Source organism: Leptospira bandrabouensis (assembly GCF_004770905.1).
Taxonomy (GTDB): Bacteria; Spirochaetota; Leptospiria; order Leptospirales; family Leptospiraceae; genus Leptospira_A; species Leptospira_A bandrabouensis.
Window position 1 is genome coordinate 1 of the sequence record NZ_RQHT01000011.1, and the last position, 25,168, is coordinate 25,168.

The window sequence follows — 25,168 nt, forward strand, 5'->3', positions numbered from 1 at the left end:
AACGTATGGTAGTTTGTGTTTGAAGTTGGGGCCGTAGCCTCAAGTTGCTCCGTAGAGCTTGCTTGAGATTCAGTGGGTCCATCCGTAGATGGTGTCGCATCGCCTGTGGTAGGGGTTTCCTCCGGTGGTTTTGCGTCTGCGTTCTCGTTCTTTGGTTGTTCCTGAATCCCTTCCGCAGTCGTAACTGTTGGTTGCTCCGTAGAGCTTGCTTGAGATTCAGGATTTGTCTGAGGTTGATTATTCTTTGCCATCGTTTTCTCCGTCAAGTAATTCTTCATAAGAAGACGATTTTCCTTCGGAACCTGGCTCTGGAGGATTAGCTCCTTGTGGTTTTGCAGAAAGTTTTACGAGTCCTGCATCAACGAGTCCTTTGAACTCATCTAATTTTGAATCAACGAACTGTTTGAATTCTTCCTCTGGTTTTTCTTTCGGTTGAAAACCAATGGAAACTTTCTCCAAATAGGTTTTGTGTTCTGGAGTGAGAGATCTTTCTTTAACGATCGTCTCAATGTGTTTTGAAGATTGCGTTTGAAATAAATCCGATTTCACTTTCTGATAAGATTCTTTGATTGAATCTGCGTCTTTTGCCTTCTGTGCAAATGTATCAATCTGCGATTGGGCCGTATGGACAAAATGCCGTCCAATTGCATCAGCAAGTCTATGATCTTGCCCTGGTTCGTATTCGATTTTCCCTTCTTTGAAGGAAATTTTTCCAACTAACTCTGGAACAGTCCAGATTCGTGTAGCAGGAATTCCATTGTCTTTGATCATCTTGATCGCTTCTTCGATTGTCATTGGCTTCTTATTCTCCTTGTTGTCTGGTTTTCCGGGTTCCAGATCCGGTTCTGGTTCTGGTTCAAAAAATTGCATTGAAGCTACGAGCTCAGCACCCTCGACTCCAGGAACATCTTTTCCCTTTTTCCCGAGAGCGACTCCAGTTAGCTGTTTGATGGAATTTACAATGCCTTTGTCAGGAAGATCTTCGTAGGAAATATCCGCTTCCATCGATATCACATCATAACTGTGATCTTTTTCCGAAGCAACTGCCACATAATGATGAAGCTTTCCTCCAATATCTCTGAGTGTGCTTCCTACGATGTTACCTACTTTTGGACGTGATTCATCGATTCTAGTTTCACCATGACCCGCATAAGCTTGGATCGAAGTATGAACTGTGCTGTACAAAGACTTGATTGCATTCGCTGTCCATTCCAAAGGTTTAGATAGTCCACCGAGGATTCTTGGATTCGAAAAACCTTCTTTTGCCAGAAGATAGACTTTTACCACCTTTCCGGAAAGAGAACCTGGATCCTTTACTATGGATCTCCAATCGATGTTTGCTTGAATATAGCCATGAACGATCATTGAATCACCTCTTCTTCATTTGTTTGAGTATTCAAAAGCGCATTTGAAATACCTGCGATCTCTCCACTTCTTTCATCTGATAGGCGCTTGATTTCTTCCTCTGAATCGATATTTGGTAGCATTTCTAAGAAAGTTCTAACTGAGATTTGCTTTGCATTTACGAGAGGTTGGAACGTATCAATCAAAAGTTTAATTTGTGCAGCAGAGATTTGTGGAAGTGTTGCATAAAGACCAATTGGATTCAAAGCAGATCCAAAAAACTGATTTGAGATTGCACAAACATTGATGCAAATCTGAGTCCAAAGCTCCTGATGTCCGATTCTTTCCATCACAGTTGCGCTGTTTGTATCAGAAGCTATCTCAACTGCAGTCGCTCGATTCGACATTAGCTCTGGATACCAAAGATAGATAGGATATCCCGACATAACGGAGATCCTTTGTGCTCTAACTTGGATGTTTCGGTCCAAGGATTCAACACCGGAAAGATCTGCCTGTACATATTTTAGAGTAGTCTTCCAGGTTACAAGGCCCTGACCTAACTTCCATTTTCTGCTACCTTCATCTTTTGGGCCACCATTGGGAGGCTTTCCTGATACTATATTTCTCAACGGCTCAAAGAAATTTTGTTCTTCCGTATCGAGATGAGGAGTTGGATCCGCAAAATACTCATTTACTTTTGACCAATGTTTCATCTGCCTATCTATCTCTTCGATATCATTGAGGCAGTAGGCAACTTTGGGAGGGATCTGTTGCTCTCCAGTCATTTCGTCATTGTTTGAGTACGTGAGATAAACCAAGTAAGGCGAAAAGATTTCGTATTCACCATCTTTTGTGTCGTAACCGATCCCTTCTACTTTTCCATATTTATCGTATTTGAGACGGTATTTGTATTGAGAGTAAGGAAGCGCTTTGAGACCGATGTCTCCAGTTTCCATAACATACAAGCAAACTGCAAGACGGCCCTCGCGTTCTGCAAGTTTTGCGAATTCCACAGTCTTTTTGTAAACGTTCGCTCTTTGGAACCAATCCTTCAGAATATCAGTTGTCTTCTTCTCTCCTGATAGAGAAATTTCTCCACCTGCAATGGCTGATGCTCGGAAGTCCACAATTGCCCTTACTGCGAGAGCACCTAATTCATCTATGAAATGATACTTCTCACGAATAGCTTTTACAGCTTTCTCATATTTAAGCGATTGCTCCCTTTCCTCTTTCTCTTTCGAAAAGACTGCAGCAGAGGTGGAGTCCGGTTCCTTCGGGTATCTCCATGCCTGGATCGAAGCTGTAATGCGACGTAATATTGACACTTTTACGATTTAGCGAATACTAGGGGACTAACATCAAGCAAATTTTTGTTTAGTAAGTTATACGCGCCGGCTGCGCCGTCTGCTTGGTCATCATGAGCATAGTCTTTATCATTATCTGTTAACATAACTAACTCATCGATGAAAGCAGCGTTCCAAGGAGCACGAACAAGTTTAGTGATTTTGTTTTGTACCGAAGCGGAGAACGGTGACCAACGAACATGCTTTGCTCCTGTCTCAGATTGAATTGTCACATAGAATCCAGAGAGAGATCTTGCCATATCTTCTGATTGGTCCTTCCCTGCTTGGCCTGGATCTTGGAAAAGTAATATTCTATTTCCCATACCATCAAGCTGCGCAGTTTGGAGGATTTTGGATTTCACATCAGATGCTCTTTTTCGAAAACGAATTACATCGAGAATATAAAAATTTTTTGCATGATCCACACCTATTTTTACACCAACTGTCCAGTCTGGATCTGGATATGATTCGGATGGTTCCGATGCTGCTCTATCCCAACATCGTACAGATTGGATGATACCAGGAACCTGGTGTGGTTCGATGATTTCGAAATCTTCTCTGGAAAAAAACATTCCTGCTTCCGATGAGATATTCCAATCTCCATACTCCCAAGCTCTTCTCAAATATTCAGGAAGGTCTTCTGTTGCTCGAGCTAAATAGGCAGGATCTTTTTCCATTAAAATGAGATTGTCGGAAAACAAAGAAGGAATATAACATCGGGACCAACCCATTGGAGACGTATCGATCTTATAAGGATTGTTTACTGAATACCTTTCTTTAATTAATGTGTGTCCTCTTCCACCTGGATTGGCAGTAACGACAATTCGAGGAGGAAGTCCAGATCCACGAATGGTAGACTTGAGCTTATCAATTCCAAGAAAAGATTTGAAATTCCCAACTTCATCAAAGCCCAGCCAGCTGTATTCATGGCCCTGATAGTTATCTGCGTCGTCCGGTGATTCTAAATAGCGAAGTTTTAGGAATGCTCCACTTGGATGTGTATATACATTGTCCCCTTTATTTCGTACGAAACCCCACGGTTCCAAAAATTCACGGCATTTTGAAACGATATCATCTAGTTCAGCATAAGTTCTTCGGAAAATAACACCCCTAGTTTTTCCTTTGAGAATTTTGTATTGGGAAAGGAAATCTAAAAGTAAAGCAGCTGTCTTGCCTCCTCCTCGTGCTCCTCCGAAAAGTATTTCATTCGCAGGACAAGCAATCAGCTGGGCCTGTTTGAATTGAGGTTTTAGGATTGTTGGTTGAATCGTTTGTTCCATTCATCAAAATCCATTCTGTCTGGAACGACGAGGATTGGTGTGACAGTTGGCAACGGTAGACTCCCATTCAACTCCAATTTAGCTTCTGGTTTTCCCATGATTCGATCCCACAACAAATCCATATTTTTGTTTCGGCCTCCTCCTTTCTTTTTCCCAAATTCCTTGAAAGCAGACATTACACCTTGTTCTAGTAGGTTTTCAGGAAGAGGGAGGTTATCTGGATCTGCTGTAGAGTATTTATAGTAGGCTCGAATCAAATTCTCTTTGGAAGCTGTTCTCATTTCTAGAATATCTTTTGGCAATGGAGGCCTGCCTGATGGATTCCCTGATTGACCTTTCCTAAAAGTCGTCTTGGAATTCTTTGCTGTTCCTCCTGTTTTTTTCCTGTTAGCAGGTGTCTTACTCATCAATACAGCTTAAAAATACATATAGCATTGCTTTCAAGCTTTTTCCAGTTTTGGATATAATTAGAACTGGATCAAAAGATAAATTTATCTTTTGATCGGGAACGTTAGTAGTCAGTGCGTGTATTTCTTCTAACTAAAGAATTTCCATGTGCTTTTCTGCGAATCTATACAATTTATAAAGAAGGGCCTGCGATTCTTCATAATTTAAATATGGAGTAGCCGCATGATAAACAAAAGCACCTGATTTTTTTATCCAAACACGTGCCATAGGTGCATCACATTCTTTTCCCCAAACGATGAATAGAATTCGGGAAGGGTTCCCTGAGTTCATTCGCATGACTCCGCGAAATAGTCGATCATTGAGTGAAACTTCGATAGAGATTGTCGGCCGTTTAGTTATTTGCATCTGAGATACTCCTGGTTGTTTTTAATTCCAATGATTGTTTTCCGGCATAAGAATCCTTCTTCTCGCTTTTAGAAAAATTTCTTTGTCCTTTTCAATGCCGATAAAGGATCTGTTTAGTTCAGCACATGCAACACCGGTGGTCCCGGAGCCCATACAGTTGTCCAAGACTAAGTCTCCTTCATTGGAATAAGACAGGAGAAGGAACCGCATAAGGGAAAGAGGTTTCTGTGTTGGGTGCATCCCCTTCTCGCTTTCCGATGGGAAACACAATACGGAATCCGGGAAACGAGATCCATCATCGATGTATTGATAGTCCTGAGATTTTGGGCCGCGGATTTTGAAGAGTTGGCTCCCAGCGTTTCCTACAAGTTTTCCTTTCTTAGCGAAGTTCTTTGATACTTCATACTTCTGAGGATTGTAAGTAGGAAGCTTTTGGTAAAAAATACAAATGTTTTCATGCGATTTGTTTGGCATCTTCCTTGCGTTAAGGAATCCACTGGACTTTGTTTTATACCAAATCAACTCGTATCGGAACTCTTTCCGGTTGCTGTTTATCAAATCTGTTGTAAATGGTTGTGAGGCTGTAAGAACAATGGCGCCATTCGGTTTTATTACTCGGTGATATTGATTCCAAAGTTCACTGAATGGTAAAACCTTATCCCACTCACAGTCTGTTGTTCCGTACGGAAGGTCGGTAAGGATCAAATCAATGGAATGGTCTTTGATCTTTGGGAAAACATTAAAGCAGTCGTCGTTATAAAGTTGAACATTCACATTGTCAGAGATGCTAAACCTTTGTGTAGTGTATAGCATTTTAATTTTTCCCAACTCCACCTTTCTCGAAATATTCAGGTGGTGGAGGAAATATAGATGACCTTATTACATATAGATCCTCTTCATATTTTCCACTTCCTAAATACCATAATGCAAAAAATGGATTTTTTAAAATCATAGTGCAAAAATTCAAACGAAACTTCGCTATAGTTAATTGTTTTTCTTTTGTGCTAAACATATCACATTCCTTTAATTACTTTTTGTGTGCTTACACCAAAGGATTTACATAAATCTATTAAATCACGGTATTGAACTGGATTGCCTGGATCGTTATATGAGGTGGATCTTAGCTGTATCTTCTCCACCTCATCCAAAAACTTCCTTTGTTCTACTCCGCAAGTAGGACGGGAAGCGAGCTGCTTAATCCAATCAGATACAATCATTAACTTCGGGGATTTAGATTGTAAAATTTCCTCTAAGACTAATGATAACATAACTTTATCGCCGTGATATTGCTCTATGAGTTTATTTAGTTGGTTCATTTCTTCAATTTTTCCTTTCTTCGCCATTCTTTAACTATTGGTTTCAACGCCTCTATATCGAACTCTTCTATCCCAGCTTTTCTCATCTCGTTTATTGTCATCGGACACCCCTTGAAAACGTCTAAGGCAATTGTATCTTCACCATGCGTTCTTATAATTTCGGCAGTTGCGCAAAGATAACCTTTTTCGAATTCGTGATTTTTCTCACTCATACAATCCTCATCCAATGAACGTTTTCAATCTACCAATGTGATCTACTTCGTTCTCAATATAGTTTTTAATCTCGCGAATTCTTTTCCTAAGACTAAATCGCTTGTTCCTCTTCATCGGGAACGTATCAATGATCTTTTGAACTGTTGAGATCCGTATTTGAATCGCTTCCAGATCAAGCCTACCTGTTTCCGGGTTATAAAATTCCTTCAGATATTTTGGAAGGCCGAGACGTTGGGTCCATTCGATTCCGACATAAGTTCCATCACTTCTGAACTTACCCCTTTCCAGCCTTTCCTGGTCATAGTCTTCCTTTGGCATCGGTGTTTTGCCTTTATTCTTTTCTCTGTAGAAGTAGGCTTCATATTCTCTTTGAGTTGAGCGAGGATCAAGTGTCATAATTTAGCCCTCCCGATCGTTGAAAGTGGAGCCCAGTAAATCAGCTTCCTTTCTTGGTATTCATGAAACCATTTCCAAAAATCTTCCAAAGTATCAAAGCCATCGTTCTTGGCAAAGGCTAAGACACCATCATATCGATAAACCAGACCACTCCCGTTTTCGATAAGAACTCTTTCCTTTTCTGGATTGATGATTATTGGAACTGTAAGGGTGCATATTGAAGTAGCAAACTCATGATATTTTTTTGTTCTGACGCCAGTGGCCATGTTCATAATTCGTCCAGGACTCCAACGATTATGTGCATCTTCTCTGATAGTGTGGATTTTTTCTCCTGAGAGAATCTTGGGTACGAAACGTTCATTGAAGCCTATAATCATAAAACCCCCTTCTTCTTGTAAAACTTGAAACTTCGATCATCATGGCCGGAAGAAGGATCAATAGAGATCCTTCCGAGGTAGTCATATTCATTTCCAGACCAAACAGGTTTTGAATAGTCCTTCCAAATCAGGATTCCACCTGGTTTCAGGACTTTGTGGACTGATTTCAATACCTTTGCTTTATCCACCAAACTACAGTTATATATTTCTTCACTATGATACTTACTCCAAGGAGGATCTGCCATCACAACGTCAAAATATTCCTTTGGAAAGCGAAGGTGAACTTCAGTTGCATCCCCTACTACATCACGGACGGGAACTTGGGTTCCGATCACTGCAAAATTACTGTCTAAACGACAATATGGTCCAGCTGGTATCGAACCGGAAAAGAGGTGAAGGAGGTTCCCCATATCTGGAATGGCCGCATTTAACCTGACCATATCCTGAACTGCGTAGGCTCCTTTGTATCCAGAAATGTTTTTGAAGTTCTGGCCGTAATCCCATTCACCAAAGAAACGTTTCCCATTTGGATAAAGGAAAAGGGATTCAGGAAGGCCCATTAATCTCGCATACTCATTGTAATTTTCAACGATCGATAGAGGGGTGATATTAATCACAATGCTATTCTGCATAGTAGGATAGTGCCTCACTACAATGATCTTCTATATCTTGATCCGTTACATCAGCCCAGGTATTACAACATAAGGAATCTAGCAATTCACCATCATCTAGTGAATCTCTTTCACCTTCAGCTATTTCCTTTGAGGCCGTTTTCTCCAAAAACCAAAGGAATATTTTTTGTCTGACTTCCTGTTCTGACTTCACGGTTTTTCCTCCGAAAAATAGTTTTTTATGATCTCGAACGCTTGTAAGGCGCTAAATGCAAAATGGAATTCGTGATTTTGTGCTACTAGGAAACGGCCAGTCTCAATCTGGTTTTTTACTCGTTCGTCCTTTGGTGTTTTACCATCCTTCTTGAATAGTTTTTCATCCTTCTTTTTCATCTCAATCCAAAGACCGATTTTCCCTTTTCTTGCGTACGGAAAATGTAAGTCGGACCAACCAGAAGTAACACCTTGTTTCTTTGCAAAAAGAGGATTCCTTTTACCTGCTTCCATCCCAGTCCTAAACTTAAGCGTTGGATACGTTACGCCAAGTAAGTGAATGAGGGATGCTTGCTCTTGTGCTTCAGAAGGGACACCAAGAATTGATTTCTTGGTTCTTGATCTTGTTCTAGTCTTCATCTTCAAATTCTCCGTCGGAGTTATCTTCTGTATCTGAAACGATTGAAAGGTTTAGTTGTGAATTTTCCTTTCGAGTAGATTCCTTGATTTCTTTTTGCTTCTTTTCAACTTCCTTATTGAAATTACTTAGATGTAGATCCGCTTCGGAGAAAAACTTTTCACAAAGCGAACGTAATTTTTTAAATTCCTTCGACTCTACTGATTGCAATATTTCATCTAAGCATGCACGAGTTATGATCATGTTATGAGATATTGGCAAAAGCGTTTCTGGATCATTAGATTGGAATTGTAATTCGAATATTGGCCTAGCTCTACCTGCTAATTTGAAATCCTTTTGTTTTATAAAATTTATTTGAATTTTCTCGATAGAAGGTAACCGGCTGTATTTATCTTTAATTCGATTTTCTCTAAGGGACAATTCTGTTGCTTCAAATTGAAGAGCGAGATTTGCAAGATGGGAATTTAGATCCCTTTCGAGATCTTTCGATGTTGGCAAATCCCACCCTTGGATTTCGTTGATCAACTTTTTCATAGATCCAACGATTTTCCAGATGTTTGTATTGGTTTTCTCTCCGGTATCCACAGTAATTTCATAGTTTTGAAGAACTTGTGCTTTTAATTTGAGAGATGTTTTGATATCGGCTGAAACTACAGTATATGTTTTTTCTGCAACTTCACGATCGATTTGATCTTCTGTTTTTTGTGTAAGTGTTGCCTGAGTCATAATTATTAAGCTGCCTTGTTTTTGTTTTTCTCGAAATATTCCATCGCTCTCTTCATTTGAACCGTATGTAATGAAACAGGAAAGTTTTCCAGTTTCAACGTTGGCATTTTAACCTTGTATACAGTTGTTAGCCTGCGAAGGAACTCTAGAATGTTCTGTTCTAAATCACCTTGTTTGTTCTCGCAATGTTCGAGAATGAACTTCTCCGGGTGTTCCCGAAAGGAAACGCTTGGGTTAAGAGAATTAGGTGCACTCATATACTTTGATCTCCTTCATCCATTCATCGAATGAAACATCTGAAACCAATTCCATCGGTTGAACTTTTACAACTTCAACTTTTGGCTCCTGTATATCAGGGAAAGGAAGAATATCTGTTGGCCGTGTTCTAGAATAAACGAGGGCCTTGTTCCGAGCCGGCCGAGAAGCGTGAACCCAACCTTCCTTTCGAAGCCATCTTAAATCGTAGTCTACCATTGCGTAAGTCCACCGAGGCATTCCCAAAGGGGTGTTCTCGTTCGCTAGATCAACGATATGTTTAATCCTACCCTGCCATGACTCTTTCGATCCTATTCGAAAGTAGATCAGCCCGAGAATGAAAAGTCTCCTACCACTACGAATTCGCAATGGTGCATCAAGTGGCATTTTAGACCAAAAATCATTCATAGTTTACCGCCTAATGGAAGGTAACGAACTACTTCAACTGAACGCTTTGGTTTCAAATTGATCCTCAATACCTGCTGACTCATTGCTCGGAGGAATGGCCTCCCCCAAGCAACACTTCCTAACACAATCGAATGATACATCAGCGTGATACCTAGTTCAAACATTGCTTCGTTCATAGAGAAATTACCTCACGTTGTGTTTTTTCTATTTTTCCATCCGCGACTCGAAAAACACAGTCAGCGAGATCCTGAATTTCCGGTTTATGTGAAACGAAAATGACCTGTTTGAATCCACCTAACGTCATCGCCTTATCCAACATCTTTTGGTAAAGGTAGGCGTTTTTTTGTGTAAGTCCTCCATCCGCTTCATCTCGGATCAGAGTTTCAATGGCCTTTCCTGTTTTTTGAATCTTGTATACGGCCACACCTAATGAGATTCCTTCTTTGATGATGGCCTCCTGTCCCCCGGATTTATTATCTACGAAGGTTTCCTCACCGGTCTCTTCATCGTATACTGCAATGGAGAAGTCCTCTTTGATCGTTCCTTTCCCAGTTTCCTTTGTTGTTTTAAAGGATACTTGAAATCGGGATCCGTAGCATTCCGAAAGAACATCATTGATGGTTGCTGAAATCTCTGGACCACTCGCATCCAGCTTTAGGGCCCGAACACCTTTTGGAGAAAGGGCCTCGCAAAGATTTTTGATCCGTCCAAGCCTTTCCAATTTAGTCTTGGTACCAAGTGATTCCAGTTTCTCTTTTGCTTCTTTTACCTGTAAAAGTTTTGATTCAAATTTGGAAATATTAGATACAAGCTCATCTCTTCTCTGATTCAAAATTGTCTTTTTGGATCGGGCTTCGCTCAGTTCCTTCTCAATTAAAAGTTGTCCATCAACATCGGATTGTTTTGCGGTGATCAAAGATTCGATTTCGGAAAGCTTCGATTCCAAATCCTTTTTCTTGTTCGTTGAGATATCGATTTTAGCCTGATAATCACGGATCCGTTCATCTATTAAATCTAAATGAGCAAGATGTTTTAGAGTTTCATCGAAAGTAGAGATTTCAGTTTTCTTTTCTGAAATTTGTTTTCTGATTTCATCTTCTTTGTTTCTTAGCTCCTTAACTGAATCGAAAGTTTTCAGTTTTTCGGATGTGAGCAATTTTTCGGAATCGATTCTTTGCATTTCCAACTTAGAAGAATCAATTTTTTTAACCTGCGATTCCACTTGTAGAGTAATCGAATCAAATTCTTTCTGTAGCTCTTCGATTCGACCTTTCGATTTTACAGCATCGGCCAGGAGTTCGCAGGCTTCTGTTAGTTGCTTGCCTGATACTTCAACTCCATTGCAGGGAACTCTTTCGAGAAGGCTTGCTTTCTTTTGGCATTCGGTCACTTCCGAAGTCAACTTTGCGAGCTTCGATCGATACTCGGAAAGGAGTGTGTTCGCAGTATCAAATTCATTGCGAGTCGATGTCTTCTGGTTTTCGAGTTTTTCAAGTTCAAGAGTCACCTCTTTATTTGAATTTTCAATTGCCTTCGTTTCGATATCGATTTTGGTTTTGATTTCTAGGATTGATTTATCCAATTCCGAAATCTCTTTTTCCAAACAATTTTTCTTTTCGACTGCAGTTCTGATCTCAGGTTCTTTTTCTTTTAAAGCCTCGTTGTTTCTGAGTCTCTCGGATAGATCCTCGATTTCCTTTTCCAAAACCTCTTTGTCAGCTGAAAGAGTTTTTTTAGATTCAATCAATTCTCGAACTTCTGTAGATCCTGCTTTGTAATCCGCTAACCTTTGTTGGATTTCTGATAGAACTTTTTCCAAAGATAGAAGTTCGCCTTCCACTTTGGTTTTTTCTTTCAGATCATCACTCAAACTATTCTGAGCATTCGATTCGCCTTCGATGATAAAGTTTAAATTTTTAAACAATACATCATCTGCAGCAATGCTACTCTCAAGAGCCTTTCTTTCACTTTCAAGAAGCTCGAATTCCGAATCGTATTCTTGGAATCCCAAAAGGTTTCCGAGAAGCTCTCTGGATCCTGCTTGGTCCAGGGACACGATGTGACCCTTCCCTTTTTGGCTGTGGTACAGAGCCGATAGGAAAAGTTCCTCCGGAAGATCAGTGTGTTCCAAAAACTTTTCTTGGAATTCTTTGAGCTTCCCTTCTGTGACTGCTTTCCCATCGACATAGAGATAAGGCTTTTGAGTTTTCGCAATTGGATCGATGAGTCTTTTTACGTGAATCAGCTTTCCATTGAATTCGGCTTTCACTTCGATGGAGGATGTTTTGTCTTTGAAACATCCGTAAATCGCACCCTCTTCTCTTCCTGATTCCGAACGTCTGTTTGGTGTCACTCCATAGAATGCCATCGAAAGAGTGTCTAAAAGTGTTGTTTTCCCGGATCCGTTATCGCCAACGATGGCAATCTTTGAATCATCTCCGGGAGTCCATGTGATCCCGTCTGGAAATGGGATAGATCCTTTGTTTTTTATTTCCAAGATTTTCATGCCGCAACCTCTTCTTTTACTTCCTGAGCTTGAATGATAGCTCGACGTTCTGCGAGATGGATTTCGATATCAAAATCTTCCATCCCTTTGCTTTTGAAATAGATTCGAAGGGATTCTTCGATATCGTTTGTCTTTGCTATCTCCTCGTTTCGAACTGCAATTTTTGTGACTGTAGTTTTCTCGATTTTTACCGTTGGATCTACTGCAGATAGAATCTCTTTCAGATTGGTGGGAATTGTGTGAGTGAGTTCTTTATCTACCGTGTAACGAAATCGAAGTTTTGCATTTGATTCCGAAATCTTTGTCAGATCGATCGTTTCACCAGATTCCCCAATAAATTCGGTTCCGTTCCACTTTGCAGAAATAGAAATCATCGGCTCTGGATTCAGTGAAATGAATTCAGGCATTTCATCCCATAATCCTCCATTCCAAGTCCAAATCAAAATTCCTTTATCGTCTTTCGCCTCTCCCCATGTTTGGCGAGTGATCGATCCAGGATACCAAACCTTGCCACCGACATTTTGTACTTTGTGGTAGTGGCCACCAACAACCGGGCATCCAAAAGATTCGAGTAGGCCGAGCGGTAAGTGAATTCCGTTCATCCGAGGGATGCGGTCGTTATCCAATTTTGCATCCGAGATTGTTCCGTGAAAGGGAACAAAAGAAGGAAAATCAGCATTCTGAATTTTTTGGTAATAAGAATCCAAAAGATCCATAAATGCATTGGTTCCTTTCTCCGCTAACTGCTCGACACTCTTTGATTGGAGAGCCAGGGCACCTGCAGAGAAATGTGGAATCGTAAGGAATTGGATACGCTCTTTTTCCTGACCTAGATAGAAATCAAAGATTTCAGGAGTTTCCGAAACATAAACATTCCCAAAAACTCGACTCTGATAGCATAGGAGTTCTTTCGGTTTATCGTGGTTCCCTCGAATGACAAGAATCGGAGTATTTGCCGCAAATCCATCAATGAACTGTTTGAAAACTAACCTTTGTTCTTCAGTGGAAACATCCTCAAAGATGTCTCCACCAACGCATACGAGGTCCACATTCCGTTCCCGAAAGATTTCGCCTGCCTTGAGAAGTGCGATTGCTTCCTTGGATTCGAATCCACCTTGGAGATGGATGTCTGCAATGTTACCAATCTTAATCATAGCTTTGCCTCCTTAGGATTCAATTCCCGATATTTGTTCCCGAGTAAAGTTTTCAGACCAAGGAAAACTAACTCGTCTTCGATGATATCTTGCGAAAGAGTATCCCGTAGCTCTTCCCATCGTTGCTTAGTGGAACATTCTTTGATCCAATTCTTGAATTCATCAGCTGTGTATGGTTTTTCGATCGCAGGTGCAGTATCTCCATAAAGGCTTTCTTTTGCTACAGTTGCCGATGCCTCAATGGTTTTTCCTTGCTCGAGCGATTCGATAGATCCATCGCCAACTATGGCCCGGACACAAACCCACATCTTTTGAGCCTCCTCTCTCTTCATTTGAGTAGGGATCGCAAGCATCTCTTTGATCGCATTTCGTTTCGCTTTTCGATCAACACTCTCATAAATGTGAGCTTGGTTTTTTCCAGAAGACGTCGTAATTGGAAGGCTTTTTCCTACTGGAGATGATTTAACAATTGTTCCATCTGGCAATCGTAGAGAGGCAACATACTCGATACGCAAATGAGGTATACCATTGAGCTTGGTTTCATCTTCTGTAACTTTCTCAAGTCGGATTCCCATTGCTTGGGCAATATTGATCACCTTTTCAGATTTCAACATCACGTGACCTGGTTTTAGATTTACCTCAGAGGCATTCTTTTCATCCCACAAATCATCATCATTTACTGTTACAAACTGTGGTTTTAGTGAGATTCCTTCCGGGAGGGAGTTCATTAGAAACTGCGAAAACATTACGATATTGTATTTCTCTGTTGGGAACAATGTCTTAAGGTTTTTGAGTTTCTCGATTGGGTCCTTTGCATACGCACTGGGATTGATCTCTCCGTTCGAAAGCAAGATCGAATTTTCTTGTGTTGTTGATTCAGCCATGTTGTAGCTCCTTTTCTATTTTTCCGTTAAATTCCATTTCCAGTTCGTAGGTATCATAACCGTATCCCTGGAGGATTGTGATTGCTTCGGAGTGATGGTATTTCAGATCAATTAGGATCTGATAAACATTTCTCACTGAAAATATTCCCTGATCGACATCGAGTGAGAATTCCATTATGTTTTCACCTCACAGTATACTGGTGGGATTAGTCCTTGGGATTCAAGATGTTCTGTTATTTCGCTTAGAAGTGGCTCTCTACCCAAGTCTCTCGAAAGTTCAAATCTTGATTGGTCTACTAGTTTTGTGAGCTTATCAAAATCATCCTTTGCAGCTTCGATCCGAACATCCTCATATAAATCGAAATGGTTACATGCGTTATCCCAACGGTCGCAAAAAAGTTTTCGGCTTCCATCGTAGGAATAATCTTTCCAGCGTTTGAGCGCTCGTTTAGCACCGCATTTCGGACATTTGTTGGAAATAGTATATTTCTTAAGGTGTTCTGGAAATCCACCGTGGTCGGATCTATCTGGAATCGTTACTGTGATTGTCTCATCTTCTGAATTCATTGGTTCTCTCCTTTTCTAAAGTACTTGCAAAGAAGAGATGGTAGGTCTATGGTGTTCCTATCATCTCCTGATGTGGCCCTCGATTGTTAGCCGCCAAGCATAGTCAATCGGGGGTTTGTTGTTTTAAGACCAAAGTCCTCCTAGCGGATTCATGTTGGTCGAAGTTTTCGCATATCGATTCTTAGAAGTCGAATCCATAAAATATCGCACTTTCTTAAAATCCTGATGAAGTTCTTCTCGAGACTTTCCATTCTGAAATATTTCAGATTTCTTGTTTGCTTCGAGTTGCTCCGTTAGGATTTTATGAAAGGAATCATCCACCTTTTTTCATTTCCTCCAAAGATTGTAAGAAATCTTCCCTCGTTGTGATGTTCGAAGGATCAAAGATAACTTTCGCTAGGTCATAGAGCTCTTCCAAACGACCTTCTTCTTCTACAATTTGAATCGCTGCCTTCTTTTCGATTTTCGATAGAAGCTTGTAGTCACGGTGCATTGTTAGTTTTGCTAAACTGTATAGTTGGTTCCAAAGTGATTGGTGACCTGTGTTCGATTGAAAGGCGTATTCCTTCAAAAGGATTCCAATTTCATTTCGAAAATTCAGAACTTGTTTCTCTTCTACTTCGTTTGTCTCAACACTCATAAAATCCCTCGCTTCTAAGAATACTTTTGATTTCACCTAACTTTAGTTTGTATCCGTATTGTTGTTCGAATCTAGAAATGATTAATTTTGCTCTTGCGATCATGCAGACATCCTTTCCAAAGTTCTGATGGCTTTAGTCGGATCTGGATAATCCCGGTCCAAATAGATGTCGTGCTTCTCAAACCAGAGTGCAACTTTAGGAGAATGGCATTTTCCTGTGATGAATTCAGAAACAACCGGACGGCTCACACCGCATTCATAAGCAATTGAAGCCTGGTCCTTGCCCAGATAGGCAAGAATCCTATTGATTGCCGTCGGATCGTCCGGGAACGGCCTCACAGGCGACATAGTAAGGATCTCTACTAAATTCGATTGCTTTGTTTCACTCATCATATGTGATTACACCCTGAACCTAATTGATTTAGGTAACGAAATCAGAATACAGGTAGCTTATATTTTGTCAAATTACTTTTTTACAGGTGAGCTATATTTTTTATGACCAATGTTCGCCATAGAATTAAAGAAGTCTTAGCTGAATTAAAAGCGGAGGGACATCGCCAAACGCAAATTGCAGAAAGTTTAGGCATAACTCAAGCCTCTGTGAGTAGTTATTCTAGAGGCGAGCATGACGTTTCGATTCCTGTCGCGATGTTATTTGAGGCTAATTACGGTTACAGGAAAGATTGGATTTTAAACGGCGAACTTCCGAAGAAAGTAGATTCGAAAAACCAACTCGCCGAGGTCGCCAGGATCGCAAAACAGGGAAGAGATTTAGATTCTATTCCTGAAATTAGAGATCTTCTTCCAGATATTAAAAAACTGAAAGAAGAAGATTACAATGTACTTGTAACGACGATTAGAAGGTTTCTAGGGAAGAAATAATTACTTATAAGTTGCGTTGATTTTCTTTTTCTTTAAGTAAACTGCTCCGACAGATTTCTTAATTAATTCATCGGAAAAGTGTTTTACTAAAGGCTTCCAAGTGTTCCATGAATATCTGAAATCTTCCCCGGAAAATTCTTCTTTATTACATTTGTCACCGTTTAACGGAGTTTTTGAAATCCCAAAAATTAAAACTACATCGGAATTAATTGTATTATCGAATGAAAACTTGATATTTCCATTTCCTTTACAAAAGGAAAAATCCATACTCATAGGAATTTGACAAACTTCCTTTCGGAACTCATCATTATTCTTTTTTGCCTTAATTGCCCATTCATCAAATTTGTTTAAGCAATTATAAAGTTCATTTCTGGAATTGTCGTCAAAACTAATGGAAAAAACTGTAGCATTATAAAGTAGAAAAGTAGTTAAATGCACTTCTCCATTATGAATGTAGTAACTTAGACTAGTTTGTATTTTTTCATATGGATTAATAGTACTAAAATTGCTACTAACGAAAACAATTGATTCTTCAAGCGACAATGAAGCCGCATCTTCTTCCGTCCCCCAGACAGCCGAGTTTCGAACTTTTTCTTTTTTGGCCTCGGTTTTCTTTATATCGGAAGAGGAAACAGCACAGTTAAAGAGTAGCGCGAGTATGGTGATATATCTCATGGGACAAATCTGGCGAATTAGAAGAATTTAATAAACCATTTTATGACTTTATTCCGGTGGTCCAGTGCACACCCCTACCCTACCGAAAAAGTCTGCCAAACAACCACGTGGTTGTTTGCCGGATTTATGATGGATTCTCTTATGCCACGTTCTGGCGAAATTCAGAACTTTTATAAGTTTTAGGCATCTGGTTATATTCTTTTCCACGAAGTAATCGCCCAGTATTCTTTTTCCTAACGCCACCCCATTGTTTAAAGAAGAACGGTATTTTTTTCAAAGAGCATAGTTTTCTAATTTCGATCGCCCATTCCTCTTTCATCGGCCGGGCATTTGGGCCAGATTCTCCACCCAAAATCACCCAATCAATTCCATCTAAATTTATATCAGAAACACTCTCAAGGAGTGGCTCGATTGATAAAAACTTTGTCTTAGCATCTGATTGAATAAGAGGAAGTAATCGTTTGTATGCTAATTTATTTTCAATCGTTACTCCCATCCAGATGTTAGAAGTCCAGTTGATTTTTTTATTTAATTCCTTTAATCTTTCAGGTCGTTTCGTAAGAACTTGAAAAGTATGTCTCGGACTGTTATTCATCACTTTGAAAATTTTTAATATAAAATCATCCGGGATATCCTTATGAAAAATATCACTCATCGAATTCACAAAATATAAGGTCGGAGTTTTCTTTTTAATAGGCAATTCCAGTCTGTTTGGATGTAGCTTCACTTCAGAGAATGCGCCCCAAATACTCTCAAACCGGTTTGTCAGTGTTTCCGCATAACAATGTTTACATCCAGCACTTATCTTCGTGCACCCCGTGACGGGGTTCCAGGTTGATTCAGTCCATTCAATTTTTGAGTTTATTGCCATTGGTAATCCCTATATTTATTAAATATATCGCTCACTATTTTATCAGCTGTTTTTTTAGAATTTCGATCTTAAGTTCAGACCAATATCCAATTTCATCTAATTCAAACCCTAGATTTTCTTTGTTCATTTTTCTTCCAAACAACCAAATGGCCGTTTGATTGAAATATCGACACCTTAGCCTAACTTCCAGTTATTTTATGCCAACTAACTCGAGAAAGTGATATTTTCTACAATTATGACAGGAAAAATAGAACAAAGCACTAGGATGGTTTGAGGAATAACAAGCCCTCTCACCCACACTACCGAGTGAGAGTCTGGCCGAGGATAAGAACAAACGTTCTAGTATACTTTTTGAATTTGAACACTCGAAACTTCATATTTCTTTTTAGCTCGGTTATGCCTGCTAACAATTGTGATGTCTGCATTCAAATTTCTCTTCCCTGCATGAAGTTTTTTAGCATCAACTTTTTCTTCCAAAACAAAGCGAATCCGTTTATCGATAATACCCGGAACTATACCTGCCCATACTGAATCAGTTCGATCACGATCGCTTGCAAATATTTCAATAGGTTGGTTTAGAAAAGTTTCAGTTTTTAAATCTGGAACAGGTGCAGTGTAATCAACCGGGGTTTCTTTTACGAATTCATTCGAAATAGTTAATCTAGGATCATTCTCAAATTCAATTGTTGCATTTTCATCATTTTTGGCTGGTTTCACAACACTGATCGCACTTTGAGCTAATTTCTTTTTATCACGATCTCCAATCGAATCTATAATTTTTGCAATATCATCGCCTGTAAAATTTACTCCCGAACCTATGTTTACTATATTATTGTTATATGCCTGAACATTCGTAGTAGGTTCGTTTTTCCCTACAAGCGAATACACAATCCCTCCACCAATTAAAGCACCTACCCCTATGGCGATTATTGATTTCACTGGTTTACTATCTTTGAAGATTTTTTGCAAAGTTTCTTTTGCACTTTCATAATTTTCCCTTCCCCCGCAAATCAATTCAATTAAAATTTCTTCTTTCAGGCTCCCGGACTGAATTGATTGAATAAAAATATTGATTTCGTTTACTTTGATATCTTGATATTGATGCTCTATAAATGAAGGCGTTCTTTCTAGAATATCTTTGAGGCCTCTTAAGGACTCTAAAATTTCATCCAAAGGAACTGGACCTTTGGTCGTGTAATTAATTGAATAATTGGTCTTCAGGGTAATTGAATCTGTCATTAGATGCCACTTGTTACTGGTTATATTATCGCCAACTAACCTCCAAATTGGACAAAAAAGAAATGATCTCCATATTAATTATGTAAAATTCCTGAACTCATATTTTGAACTTCTTCCGTTTTTATTGCATTGTTTTGAAATAAAATTTGGATTTCGTAAATTTTTTCATTAACCGATTTATCCGGCTCTTCCCCTTGTAGGATAACCTCTCTTAGAAGGTCTAAAAGTATTTTTTCTATCTGTTTCTCAACCAACACAAAAAACACCATATCATGGAGGTGGGACAATATACTATACATAAATATAGTATATATGTGACATAACTTAAATCTTTCTTGTATCCGAATTTAAATCATTTATTCAATCACAGATTCTAATGTTCTTATAATGATTCTTAAATAGTTCTTAATATGGTTCCGAAAAACCCTGGATATTTCAATTACAGACATTTAATTTTCAGCCTTTCTTAAATTACAGAAATTGAATTTTTCCACTACATAAAATCTTGTAATGGAAAAATAGGGGGATTTTCAACTAGTAGATGTATGGCCGAAATTGAAACTCCCCTACCCTATTCATTTACAAAAAAGTGATTTTAAGTTATTTATTTTGTTGACACGGAAACATTTTAAAATAAAAATAAATGTATGAACGCGACTTACTCCTTAGCAAAAATTAAAGAACTTCTTGCTAAGGGAGATTACCGAATCACTTTTTCTGCAATTCAATCTGCAAAAGATGATTTCGGTCTTCTTGAAAGCGAAATCGTTTCGGAAGTTGCTAAGCTAGATTCAACGTTTTTCTACAAAACGATGGAAGCTCAAAAAGCTTCTGGTCTTTGGCAGGATGTTTACAGAATGCAAGTTAAAGGCATCGAAGCTTATATTAAATTACAAATTAATAAAGATGCGATCATAATTTCGTTCAAAAAAAAGTAGGAGTTCAAAATGGCAAAGGACAAGAAATGGGTAGATTGCCCGGTTTGTGGTTCTGCAGGATCAATGGTATTGGAAACAAATAAAACATTCGAATCCAATATTAAGGATCTTGGAAAAATTAAAGTTACCGGATTAACTGGATACTTTTGCAAAGTCTGCAAAGACGGTTTTTTTAACCGAACTTCAGCCAATAAGATTGAGGAAGCGCACATGAGACTTAAAGCCGAAATTGAATCAAGCAAAGTCCATGTTAGCGAAGTGGTCCATGTTAGAGAAGTTACAAAAATTCTTCATAATTCGAGACAGGATGCCTACCGCCTAATGAAAACTGGTAAACTCCCTTATGTTTTGGTGGCTGGCGAAATACATCCTTATCGTCGAACAATTGAGGAAGCGAAGAAGAAATTGATTGTAGGCAAAAGCCAAAAGAGAAAATTACAGTATAAATGAAAATCATCACTGTCTCTTCTCTTAAGGGTGGCGTCGGGAAAACAACTCTCTCTATTTATTTGGGACAGGCATTATCAAAACTCTACCCAAAATCTAAAATACTTCAAATAGATTTGGATCATAATAACAACCTGACAGATTATTACTTACGAGACGAACCAGTAGATCTCATCGAAGGTAACTCAATTGCGAAATATCTAACTGGTGTAAAAGATATTGATTCAATCATTACTTCTACTGCATTCAAAAATATTTTCATTATCCCTGCGACACCTAAACTTTCAAAAACTGCAGTCGGCCTCTCATGGGATGCCGGTTTAATTACGCGCTTCAGAAAGCATTTAAGAAACCTAAATTTTGATTACATCATCATAGATACTCCACCTGCGCTTTGCTTAGAATTAAATTTAGGAATTCATGCTTCAGATATTGTTTTAAGCCCAATTGGATTTTCCAGATGGAACATACAAGGCTTCCAAGAGATTGAAGATGTTGTTATTAATTCAAACGAATCCCTAGAGAATGGAAAAATCAAAATTCTCCCAGTAAGAACAATGGTATCAGAAAAAAAATCTGACAAACTTGAAGAACTCCAAATTACCTTTGCAAAAACATTTATTCCGAAAAGTGAATCAATAGCAAGTGCGGTCGACCAAGGTAAGCCTTTAACAGAAAAGAATTCAATCTTCTTTGAACAGCTTGCGAAGGAGATAAAATAGATGGGACGATTTGATTCACTGGGGGCCAAAAGACCTGGTTCACAGAAAGAAAATTTACCTACTAATAAATCAGACCAAACCGTAAAAAGAATAATTGAGCTGCATGAATCGATTATTGGCGGAATGCGAAATGTTCTACAAAATGCAATGGTGCTTGGAGAAGAGCTTTCAATTATTAAAGAAAAGCTTGGGCACGGGAATTGGTTACCCTGGATAGAGCAAAACGTTCCGTTTTCAGAAAGGTCAGCTAGAAACTATATCAACATTTACAAAAACAAAGAATTGCTAAATCGGCAACCGGTTGCCGATTTGAAATCTGCGATAAAATTTCTTTCAGAAGGATCACAAGACGAAAAAGAAATTAATCCGAAAGAAAACCAGGACCCAAAGATACTCTATAAAAAATTTAGGAACGGTGATCGATTAAGCCCAAAAGACAAATTTGCATTAAAAGAATTTCTCGGGAATGAGAAACAAAAAATACTGGAAATAGCTAAGAAAAAAATAATGGCTATTGAAGAAGATATCGCGTCTCTTTGAAAATGAATTCCTAATCTGAATAAATATTTCTAATTCCATAAAATTTTTCTTGTACCGAATTCGAATTCGTGCTACTTAGTACATGTTCAGTAAAGCTACCGAACCCGATGTCGGGAACTGAGAAGCCCGGCATCACAACCCTCCAAACCAATCCTGTTTATGTCACATTAAGTCCTTGACGAAATATGTCTCATTACTTAAACGTGTACCCGTCTAGATGCCCTAGGCTCGTGTCTCAGCACGATTTAGCTTTACTGGATCAACCAAAATGATCCGCAAAAAAAACAAATGTTACGTGGCCGTAGGCATACCCACCTAAGAGGATCAGATGCGGACAGGACTATGGATACCTGTAGAGATAGAGGTTTTGCCTTTAAATCTCACAGAAAAAGTATTACTTTCAGAAGTGGTTTCACTCGATAGGGCAGGGGAGTGCTTTGCCTCGAATGCACATTTTGCACAAATCCTAGGAGTAAGAGCAGATTCCATTTCGAGAATAATTTCCAAACTCAAAAAAATGGGATACTTGAAACAGAAGAGTTTTGATGGCCGAAGACGGGTATTGATTCCGTTGAATATTGCATTTGAGCAAACCCAAATAGTAGGAAAGAACCAGGCATTACAGTCAAAGCAGAAGATGGTAACATCCAAAAGCAGAGTAGGGGAGAGTGCCGAAGCTGCCATTGCAATTTCGCAACCTCCTATTAATATAGTACAATTAAAGAATAATGTACAAAAGAGTTGGGATGAATTTTTGGAATGGAGTAATGGAAGAGTAACACCCACTACATGGGACCTCATTTCAAAAGTAACAAAACCTGAAGAATTAAAAGGGCAAGCATTCCAAATATGGGAAAAATGGCAATTCAGCGACCGAATACATAATAATCCTTGCTAACTAGTAGTTAGAAATCCAATATGCAAGTTAGGTTATAAGTTTGTCTCTTTACGAATCAATTCAAATTGCAAAACAAGAAAGAATACAAAATGGATATTTACTGGAATGTTCATTTTACCCAACTTCCCATTGGGTTTATCTTCTCTCTCAAGCGAAAAGACAGAATCTAAACTACGTACAAATAGAAAACAAAAATGTTCAAAGTTTTGCAAATACGATAGGATTCAACAGGATTATTGGTACCAACGTTCTTCCGCAAAATGTAGAACGACCAAAAATGGGAAAGAACTATTCAATGATTCAAGAGATCATAAATAAAGATTTCACTGACACTGCCACAGGGAATATTGCGGAGTGTTTCGAAAGTTTTTTCTCTGGGAATGTTTACCAAGAATCTGGCTATAGATCGCAAGTGTTCAAAACTATTGGAGAACTACATGACAATGTTTCATCGCATTCAGGATCATCGGGATATTCAATTGCTCAAATTTGTAACGATAAATTTGAATTTTCTATATCAGATTTCGGCAAAGGGTTTCTAGCAGAATTAAAGCAAAATATGCCAGGACTACAAATTACTATGGATTCGGATGCCATTAAATGGTGCCTTCAGAAAGGAAACACAACAAAAAGATCGGATGAGTTCGATCAATACTTGCCAGTTGATTTTGTTGGACAATCTCCAATGACAGGTGTTAAACATTCCTGGAGAAATGATGGAAATCACCACCAAGGTTTTGGTTTATTTTTATTGCATGAACTTGCATTAAAATTTGGAGGAATTCTCGAAATCGCTTCCGGCAGCTGTTATTATCAATTAGCAAATGACGGACTCGAGTGCTACACTGATTTGGGAGAAAAAATTGCTGGTGTTTCTGTCAGTATTTCTTTCAATTTGTCCGACGTAAGGAGTATAGTGCAAAATAGACAAGTTTTGGACTCAATTCATGAGTCTATTGTTATAAGGGGGAATGAGTTATGAAAAATAAAGTTCAAACAATAACATTCGAAAATCAATACTTGTCCTCACGGGAAAATGCAGCTCACAAAAGAGTGGTAGTGTTGAGTTATCTTGAGGAAGGAAGTGACATAATTTTTGATTTAACGAATGTTAAATCAATTTCTGCCTCTTATGCAGACGAACTTTTTGCAATTTTATATCTTAGTGTTCGTTCTGATTTTAAAGAGCGTATTACTTTTTTAGTAGATAAGAGTGCGACTAGTAACGATAATATTCGGTCTATTTCCGATGCTATAAAAATGAGAGAATCCCAAGAAAATGATAGATTGGTTTACTCTTAGTTGTCGTTATTCGTTTTCTGATCTCTTAAATTCGCTGGAAAATACATGCGGGATGTTCTATATTTGATAGAACTTTTCCCTCAATCAGGCAAAAACCAATTTATTTCAACTTCAAAAGCAGAGATATATTATGAAGATCCTACTAAGATTCCGCAATGCTTGGTCTGTAAACGAACAGTCTCATATCATGAATGGGATTCCCAAAGAGTAGAGTTCGCATGTCATGGGAATATATTAAGGTTCCATTTTATAGAAGGATTCTTAGCTAGAGTCGAGGAACTCAAGGAGTAGGGAAATGTGCGGTCAAATGGGTTACACTTTCGTTGAAGGAAGGGACGGTTTGCGAAGGCTCATTAGAAACGACAGCAGAGTGGACGCAAGTGAAGGACCTACCTATCGAGATTATTTATTGAAACCATTTGGAAAAGTTGAAAGTATTTTTGTGGGGAATGGTGTGACTCCTGCTAGGTGGGGTTACAAACCGGATTGGTCCAAGGAATTGATTTTTTGCACAAGAATTGAAACAGCATTCGAGAAGCCATTTTGGCGTAAAATGATACAAACTAGCCGATGTATCATTCCGGTAAAATACTTCGTTGAATTTCATTATGATCAGTATGGAAAGAGTCCTTGGAAGATTCACTGGAAAAATGCACCAATTTTTTTCCTCGGTGGTATATACAGTAAGGATAGTGAAAACAATTGGTTTTCAGTGGTAACACAAGCGGCCAATGAAACAATGAAGGAAGTCCACAATGGTGGAGACAATCCGGGTAGACAGCCTGTCATCGTAAGGCCAGAGAATGTAGAAGCCTGGTTAAATGGAAGTTTGATTTCTGAAACCGAAGTGGTGAAAATCGCATCCTTTTACGAAAGCAAAGAAATCCTCGCTGGTCCAGAAAAGGAACCTGAACCAACTTTATTTTGAAACTTCTGAGCTATTTCAATTTTAATTCGTCTAATAAATAATCATAACGGTCTATTGCAGATACTTCAACTAGACTGGCAGCAGAGGGGCAACAGTTCGTAAGACTTTTGGTATTGGTTGTGTTCGTATTTCTTTTCGGGGTCTTGGCAAAAAAAATGTCACAAAGTAAGACAAACAAAGGGGTAAAAACTATGACTAAAACTTTTAATATCTTTATCGCATCCGTTTCAGATTTCCTCATCTCCTATGCTGCCAGTGTTGC

36 protein-coding genes and 1 pseudogene are annotated in these 25,168 nt (G+C 38.8%); 9 read left to right on the forward strand and 28 right to left on the reverse strand.

Features of this window, described 5'->3' with window-relative positions:
- The 24 genes and pseudogenes from EHR07_RS03405 to EHR07_RS03515 all read right to left on the reverse strand — a co-directional run.
- Positions 1–251: hypothetical protein (locus tag EHR07_RS03405; RefSeq protein ID WP_208739690.1), on the reverse strand; the 251-nt coding region annotated here is incomplete at its 3' end.
- Entirely contained in the window at positions 238–1,365 is a 1,128-nt protein-coding gene (locus EHR07_RS03410) for a hypothetical protein (protein ID WP_135743799.1), read from the reverse strand. The genes EHR07_RS03410 and EHR07_RS03405, both read right to left, overlap by 14 nt.
- Positions 1,362–2,669: a hypothetical protein gene (locus EHR07_RS03415; protein WP_135743800.1), complete on the reverse strand. Its 1,308-nt coding sequence runs from the start codon at positions 2,667–2,669 to the stop codon at positions 1,362–1,364. Before EHR07_RS03415 ends, EHR07_RS03410 begins: the two co-directional genes overlap by 4 nt.
- 2 nt (positions 2,670–2,671) lie before the next feature.
- On the reverse strand, positions 2,672–3,967 hold the full coding sequence (terL, locus tag EHR07_RS03420; RefSeq protein ID WP_100728824.1) for a phage terminase large subunit: 1,296 nt from the start codon (positions 3,965–3,967) through the stop codon (positions 2,672–2,674).
- Positions 3,937–4,248 (reverse strand): hypothetical protein, encoded by a 312-nt coding sequence (locus EHR07_RS03425; RefSeq protein ID WP_125172479.1) that lies wholly within the window; start codon positions 4,246–4,248, stop codon positions 3,937–3,939. The genes terL and EHR07_RS03425 overlap by 31 nt, the downstream gene beginning before the upstream one ends.
- Positions 4,249–4,254: 6 nt before the next feature.
- Positions 4,255–4,374 (reverse strand): annotated as a pseudogene (locus tag EHR07_RS19320) (DUF5681 domain-containing protein); the annotation flags it as partial.
- A 133-nt stretch (positions 4,375–4,507) separates the two neighbouring features.
- Positions 4,508–4,780, reverse strand: coding sequence for a hypothetical protein (locus tag EHR07_RS03430; protein WP_135743801.1), 273 nt, complete (start codon positions 4,778–4,780; stop codon positions 4,508–4,510).
- 21 nt (positions 4,781–4,801) lie between these two features.
- Positions 4,802–5,593 carry a DNA-methyltransferase gene (locus EHR07_RS03435; RefSeq protein ID WP_135743802.1) on the reverse strand — a complete coding sequence of 264 codons (792 nt, stop codon included), beginning with the start codon at positions 5,591–5,593 and terminating at the stop codon, positions 4,802–4,804.
- A 1-nt stretch (position 5,594) separates the two neighbouring features.
- Positions 5,595–5,792, reverse strand: coding sequence for a hypothetical protein (locus tag EHR07_RS03440; RefSeq protein ID WP_135743803.1), 198 nt, complete (start codon positions 5,790–5,792; stop codon positions 5,595–5,597).
- 1 nt (position 5,793) lies between these two features.
- Entirely contained in the window at positions 5,794–6,096 is a 303-nt protein-coding gene (locus tag EHR07_RS03445) for a hypothetical protein (protein ID WP_135743804.1), read from the reverse strand.
- Positions 6,093–6,308, reverse strand: coding sequence for a hypothetical protein (locus EHR07_RS03450; RefSeq protein WP_135743805.1), 216 nt, complete (start codon positions 6,306–6,308; stop codon positions 6,093–6,095). Before EHR07_RS03450 ends, EHR07_RS03445 begins: the two co-directional genes overlap by 4 nt.
- 7 nt (positions 6,309–6,315) lie before the next feature.
- Positions 6,316–6,705, reverse strand: coding sequence for a hypothetical protein (locus EHR07_RS03455; RefSeq protein WP_135743806.1), 390 nt, complete (start codon positions 6,703–6,705; stop codon positions 6,316–6,318).
- Positions 6,702–7,082, reverse strand: a complete 381-nt coding sequence (locus tag EHR07_RS03460; protein WP_135743807.1) for an ASCH domain-containing protein — start codon at positions 7,080–7,082, stop codon at positions 6,702–6,704. The genes EHR07_RS03455 and EHR07_RS03460 overlap by 4 nt, the downstream gene beginning before the upstream one ends.
- Entirely contained in the window at positions 7,079–7,714 is a 636-nt protein-coding gene (locus EHR07_RS03465; RefSeq protein ID WP_244288910.1) for a methyltransferase domain-containing protein, read from the reverse strand. Before EHR07_RS03465 ends, EHR07_RS03460 begins: the two co-directional genes overlap by 4 nt.
- Positions 7,704–7,907 carry a hypothetical protein gene (locus EHR07_RS03470; protein WP_135743808.1) on the reverse strand — a complete coding sequence of 68 codons (204 nt, stop codon included), beginning with the start codon at positions 7,905–7,907 and terminating at the stop codon, positions 7,704–7,706. The genes EHR07_RS03465 and EHR07_RS03470 overlap by 11 nt, the downstream gene beginning before the upstream one ends.
- On the reverse strand, positions 7,904–8,326 hold the full coding sequence (locus EHR07_RS03475) for a hypothetical protein (protein WP_135743809.1): 423 nt from the start codon (positions 8,324–8,326) through the stop codon (positions 7,904–7,906). The genes EHR07_RS03470 and EHR07_RS03475 overlap by 4 nt, the downstream gene beginning before the upstream one ends.
- Entirely contained in the window at positions 8,316–9,050 is a 735-nt protein-coding gene (locus EHR07_RS03480; RefSeq protein WP_135743810.1) for a hypothetical protein, read from the reverse strand. Before EHR07_RS03480 ends, EHR07_RS03475 begins: the two co-directional genes overlap by 11 nt.
- 5 nt (positions 9,051–9,055) lie before the next feature.
- Positions 9,056–9,307, reverse strand: coding sequence for a hypothetical protein (locus EHR07_RS03485; protein WP_135743811.1), 252 nt, complete (start codon positions 9,305–9,307; stop codon positions 9,056–9,058).
- A 578-nt stretch (positions 9,308–9,885) separates the two neighbouring features.
- Entirely contained in the window at positions 9,886–12,219 is a 2,334-nt protein-coding gene (locus EHR07_RS03490) for an AAA family ATPase (protein ID WP_135743812.1), read from the reverse strand.
- Positions 12,216–13,373 carry a metallophosphoesterase family protein gene (locus EHR07_RS03495; RefSeq protein WP_135743813.1) on the reverse strand — a complete coding sequence of 386 codons (1,158 nt, stop codon included), beginning with the start codon at positions 13,371–13,373 and terminating at the stop codon, positions 12,216–12,218. The genes EHR07_RS03490 and EHR07_RS03495 overlap by 4 nt, the downstream gene beginning before the upstream one ends.
- Positions 13,370–14,257, reverse strand: a complete 888-nt coding sequence (locus EHR07_RS03500) for a hypothetical protein (protein WP_135743814.1) — start codon at positions 14,255–14,257, stop codon at positions 13,370–13,372. Before EHR07_RS03500 ends, EHR07_RS03495 begins: the two co-directional genes overlap by 4 nt.
- A 174-nt stretch (positions 14,258–14,431) precedes the next feature.
- Entirely contained in the window at positions 14,432–14,824 is a 393-nt protein-coding gene (locus EHR07_RS03505; RefSeq protein WP_135743815.1) for a hypothetical protein, read from the reverse strand.
- A 313-nt stretch (positions 14,825–15,137) separates the two neighbouring features.
- Entirely contained in the window at positions 15,138–15,464 is a 327-nt protein-coding gene (locus tag EHR07_RS03510) for a hypothetical protein (RefSeq protein ID WP_135743816.1), read from the reverse strand.
- Positions 15,465–15,563: 99 nt separating this feature from the next.
- Positions 15,564–15,857, reverse strand: a complete 294-nt coding sequence (locus EHR07_RS03515; RefSeq protein WP_135743817.1) for a hypothetical protein — start codon at positions 15,855–15,857, stop codon at positions 15,564–15,566.
- 102 nt (positions 15,858–15,959) lie between these two features.
- On the opposite strand from EHR07_RS03515, the gene EHR07_RS03520 reads away from it, so the two are divergent.
- Positions 15,960–16,346 carry a helix-turn-helix domain-containing protein gene (locus EHR07_RS03520; RefSeq protein ID WP_135743818.1) on the forward strand — a complete coding sequence of 129 codons (387 nt, stop codon included), beginning with the start codon at positions 15,960–15,962 and terminating at the stop codon, positions 16,344–16,346.
- Here EHR07_RS03520 and EHR07_RS03525 read toward each other — a convergent pair whose 3' ends face one another.
- From EHR07_RS03525 to EHR07_RS03540, 4 genes are all read right to left on the reverse strand, one after another.
- Positions 16,347–17,021: a hypothetical protein gene (locus tag EHR07_RS03525; RefSeq protein WP_135743819.1), complete on the reverse strand. Its 675-nt coding sequence runs from the start codon at positions 17,019–17,021 to the stop codon at positions 16,347–16,349. It abuts the gene before it with no gap.
- Between the two features lie 139 nt (positions 17,022–17,160).
- The gene (locus EHR07_RS03530; protein WP_135743820.1) at positions 17,161–17,892 is read right to left on the reverse strand and encodes a DUF5131 family protein; all 732 of its coding nucleotides are present in this window, start codon (positions 17,890–17,892) and stop codon (positions 17,161–17,163) included.
- 339 nt (positions 17,893–18,231) lie between these two features.
- Positions 18,232–19,131, reverse strand: a complete 900-nt coding sequence (locus tag EHR07_RS03535) for a hypothetical protein (RefSeq protein ID WP_135743821.1) — start codon at positions 19,129–19,131, stop codon at positions 18,232–18,234.
- A 74-nt stretch (positions 19,132–19,205) separates the two neighbouring features.
- A complete protein-coding gene (locus tag EHR07_RS03540) occupies positions 19,206–19,388 on the reverse strand; it encodes a hypothetical protein (RefSeq protein WP_135743822.1) in 183 nt (60 codons plus the stop codon).
- A gap of 390 nt (positions 19,389–19,778) precedes the next feature.
- Between EHR07_RS03540 and EHR07_RS03545 the strand changes: the two genes are divergently transcribed.
- From EHR07_RS03545 to EHR07_RS03580, 8 genes are all read left to right on the forward strand, one after another.
- The gene (locus EHR07_RS03545) at positions 19,779–20,069 is read left to right on the forward strand and encodes a type II toxin-antitoxin system MqsR family toxin (protein WP_135743823.1); all 291 of its coding nucleotides are present in this window, start codon (positions 19,779–19,781) and stop codon (positions 20,067–20,069) included.
- Between the two features lie 9 nt (positions 20,070–20,078).
- Complete coding sequence (locus tag EHR07_RS03550) at positions 20,079–20,519, forward strand: YgiT-type zinc finger protein (protein ID WP_135743824.1); 441 nt, start codon at positions 20,079–20,081, stop codon at positions 20,517–20,519.
- Entirely contained in the window at positions 20,516–21,238 is a 723-nt protein-coding gene (locus EHR07_RS03555; RefSeq protein WP_135743825.1) for a ParA family protein, read from the forward strand. Before EHR07_RS03550 ends, EHR07_RS03555 begins: the two co-directional genes overlap by 4 nt.
- Entirely contained in the window at positions 21,239–21,778 is a 540-nt protein-coding gene (locus EHR07_RS03560) for a DUF3102 domain-containing protein (protein ID WP_135743826.1), read from the forward strand.
- 328 nt (positions 21,779–22,106) lie between these two features.
- On the forward strand, positions 22,107–22,676 hold the full coding sequence (locus tag EHR07_RS03565) for a helix-turn-helix domain-containing protein (protein WP_135743827.1): 570 nt from the start codon (positions 22,107–22,109) through the stop codon (positions 22,674–22,676).
- Between the two features lie 295 nt (positions 22,677–22,971).
- Complete coding sequence (locus tag EHR07_RS03570; protein WP_135743828.1) at positions 22,972–23,658, forward strand: hypothetical protein; 687 nt, start codon at positions 22,972–22,974, stop codon at positions 23,656–23,658.
- Positions 23,655–23,978, forward strand: a complete 324-nt coding sequence (locus tag EHR07_RS03575; RefSeq protein WP_135743829.1) for an STAS-like domain-containing protein — start codon at positions 23,655–23,657, stop codon at positions 23,976–23,978. The genes EHR07_RS03570 and EHR07_RS03575 overlap by 4 nt, the downstream gene beginning before the upstream one ends.
- Positions 23,979–24,285: 307 nt before the next feature.
- Complete coding sequence (locus EHR07_RS03580) at positions 24,286–24,906, forward strand: SOS response-associated peptidase (protein WP_167483343.1); 621 nt, start codon at positions 24,286–24,288, stop codon at positions 24,904–24,906.
- Positions 24,907–25,168: the final 262 nt, after the last annotated feature.

Excerpts from the sequence above, each read along its gene's own strand:
- EHR07_RS03410 (WP_135743799.1), bottom strand. The coding sequence starts at position 1,365 with ATGATCGTTCATGGCTATATTCAAGCAAACATCGATTGGAGATCCATA.
- terL (WP_100728824.1), bottom strand. The coding sequence starts at position 3,967 with ATGGAACAAACGATTCAACCAACAATCCTAAAACCTCAATTCAAACAG.
- EHR07_RS03425 (WP_125172479.1), bottom strand. The coding sequence starts at position 4,248 with ATGAGAACAGCTTCCAAAGAGAATTTGATTCGAGCCTACTATAAATAC.
- EHR07_RS03430 (WP_135743801.1), bottom strand. The coding sequence starts at position 4,780 with ATGCAAATAACTAAACGGCCGACAATCTCTATCGAAGTTTCACTCAAT.
- EHR07_RS03435 (WP_135743802.1), bottom strand. The coding sequence starts at position 5,593 with ATGCTATACACTACACAAAGGTTTAGCATCTCTGACAATGTGAATGTT.
- EHR07_RS03440 (WP_135743803.1), bottom strand. The coding sequence starts at position 5,792 with ATGTTTAGCACAAAAGAAAAACAATTAACTATAGCGAAGTTTCGTTTG.
- EHR07_RS03445 (WP_135743804.1), bottom strand. The coding sequence starts at position 6,096 with ATGAACCAACTAAATAAACTCATAGAGCAATATCACGGCGATAAAGTT.
- EHR07_RS03450 (WP_135743805.1), bottom strand. The coding sequence starts at position 6,308 with ATGAGTGAGAAAAATCACGAATTCGAAAAAGGTTATCTTTGCGCAACT.
- EHR07_RS03455 (WP_135743806.1), bottom strand. The coding sequence starts at position 6,705 with ATGACACTTGATCCTCGCTCAACTCAAAGAGAATATGAAGCCTACTTC.
- EHR07_RS03460 (WP_135743807.1), bottom strand. The coding sequence starts at position 7,082 with ATGATTATAGGCTTCAATGAACGTTTCGTACCCAAGATTCTCTCAGGA.
- EHR07_RS03465 (WP_244288910.1), bottom strand. The coding sequence starts at position 7,714 with ATGCAGAATAGCATTGTGATTAATATCACCCCTCTATCGATCGTTGAA.
- EHR07_RS03475 (WP_135743809.1), bottom strand. The coding sequence starts at position 8,326 with ATGAAGACTAGAACAAGATCAAGAACCAAGAAATCAATTCTTGGTGTC.
- EHR07_RS03480 (WP_135743810.1), bottom strand. The coding sequence starts at position 9,050 with ATGACTCAGGCAACACTTACACAAAAAACAGAAGATCAAATCGATCGT.
- EHR07_RS03485 (WP_135743811.1), bottom strand. The coding sequence starts at position 9,307 with ATGAGTGCACCTAATTCTCTTAACCCAAGCGTTTCCTTTCGGGAACAC.
- EHR07_RS03490 (WP_135743812.1), bottom strand. The coding sequence starts at position 12,219 with ATGAAAATCTTGGAAATAAAAAACAAAGGATCTATCCCATTTCCAGAC.
- EHR07_RS03495 (WP_135743813.1), bottom strand. The coding sequence starts at position 13,373 with ATGATTAAGATTGGTAACATTGCAGACATCCATCTCCAAGGTGGATTC.
- EHR07_RS03500 (WP_135743814.1), bottom strand. The coding sequence starts at position 14,257 with ATGGCTGAATCAACAACACAAGAAAATTCGATCTTGCTTTCGAACGGA.
- EHR07_RS03505 (WP_135743815.1), bottom strand. The coding sequence starts at position 14,824 with ATGAATTCAGAAGATGAGACAATCACAGTAACGATTCCAGATAGATCC.
- EHR07_RS03510 (WP_135743816.1), bottom strand. The coding sequence starts at position 15,464 with ATGAGTGTTGAGACAAACGAAGTAGAAGAGAAACAAGTTCTGAATTTT.
- EHR07_RS03515 (WP_135743817.1), bottom strand. The coding sequence starts at position 15,857 with ATGATGAGTGAAACAAAGCAATCGAATTTAGTAGAGATCCTTACTATG.
- EHR07_RS03520 (WP_135743818.1), top strand. The coding sequence starts at position 15,960 with ATGACCAATGTTCGCCATAGAATTAAAGAAGTCTTAGCTGAATTAAAA.
- EHR07_RS03525 (WP_135743819.1), bottom strand. The coding sequence starts at position 17,021 with ATGAGATATATCACCATACTCGCGCTACTCTTTAACTGTGCTGTTTCC.
- EHR07_RS03530 (WP_135743820.1), bottom strand. The coding sequence starts at position 17,892 with ATGGCAATAAACTCAAAAATTGAATGGACTGAATCAACCTGGAACCCC.
- EHR07_RS03535 (WP_135743821.1), bottom strand. The coding sequence starts at position 19,131 with ATGACAGATTCAATTACCCTGAAGACCAATTATTCAATTAATTACACG.
- EHR07_RS03545 (WP_135743823.1), top strand. The coding sequence starts at position 19,779 with ATGAACGCGACTTACTCCTTAGCAAAAATTAAAGAACTTCTTGCTAAG.
- EHR07_RS03550 (WP_135743824.1), top strand. The coding sequence starts at position 20,079 with ATGGCAAAGGACAAGAAATGGGTAGATTGCCCGGTTTGTGGTTCTGCA.
- EHR07_RS03555 (WP_135743825.1), top strand. The coding sequence starts at position 20,516 with ATGAAAATCATCACTGTCTCTTCTCTTAAGGGTGGCGTCGGGAAAACA.
- EHR07_RS03560 (WP_135743826.1), top strand. The coding sequence starts at position 21,239 with ATGGGACGATTTGATTCACTGGGGGCCAAAAGACCTGGTTCACAGAAA.
- EHR07_RS03565 (WP_135743827.1), top strand. The coding sequence starts at position 22,107 with ATGCGGACAGGACTATGGATACCTGTAGAGATAGAGGTTTTGCCTTTA.
- EHR07_RS03570 (WP_135743828.1), top strand. The coding sequence starts at position 22,972 with ATGATTCAAGAGATCATAAATAAAGATTTCACTGACACTGCCACAGGG.
- EHR07_RS03575 (WP_135743829.1), top strand. The coding sequence starts at position 23,655 with ATGAAAAATAAAGTTCAAACAATAACATTCGAAAATCAATACTTGTCC.
- EHR07_RS03580 (WP_167483343.1), top strand. The coding sequence starts at position 24,286 with ATGGGTTACACTTTCGTTGAAGGAAGGGACGGTTTGCGAAGGCTCATT.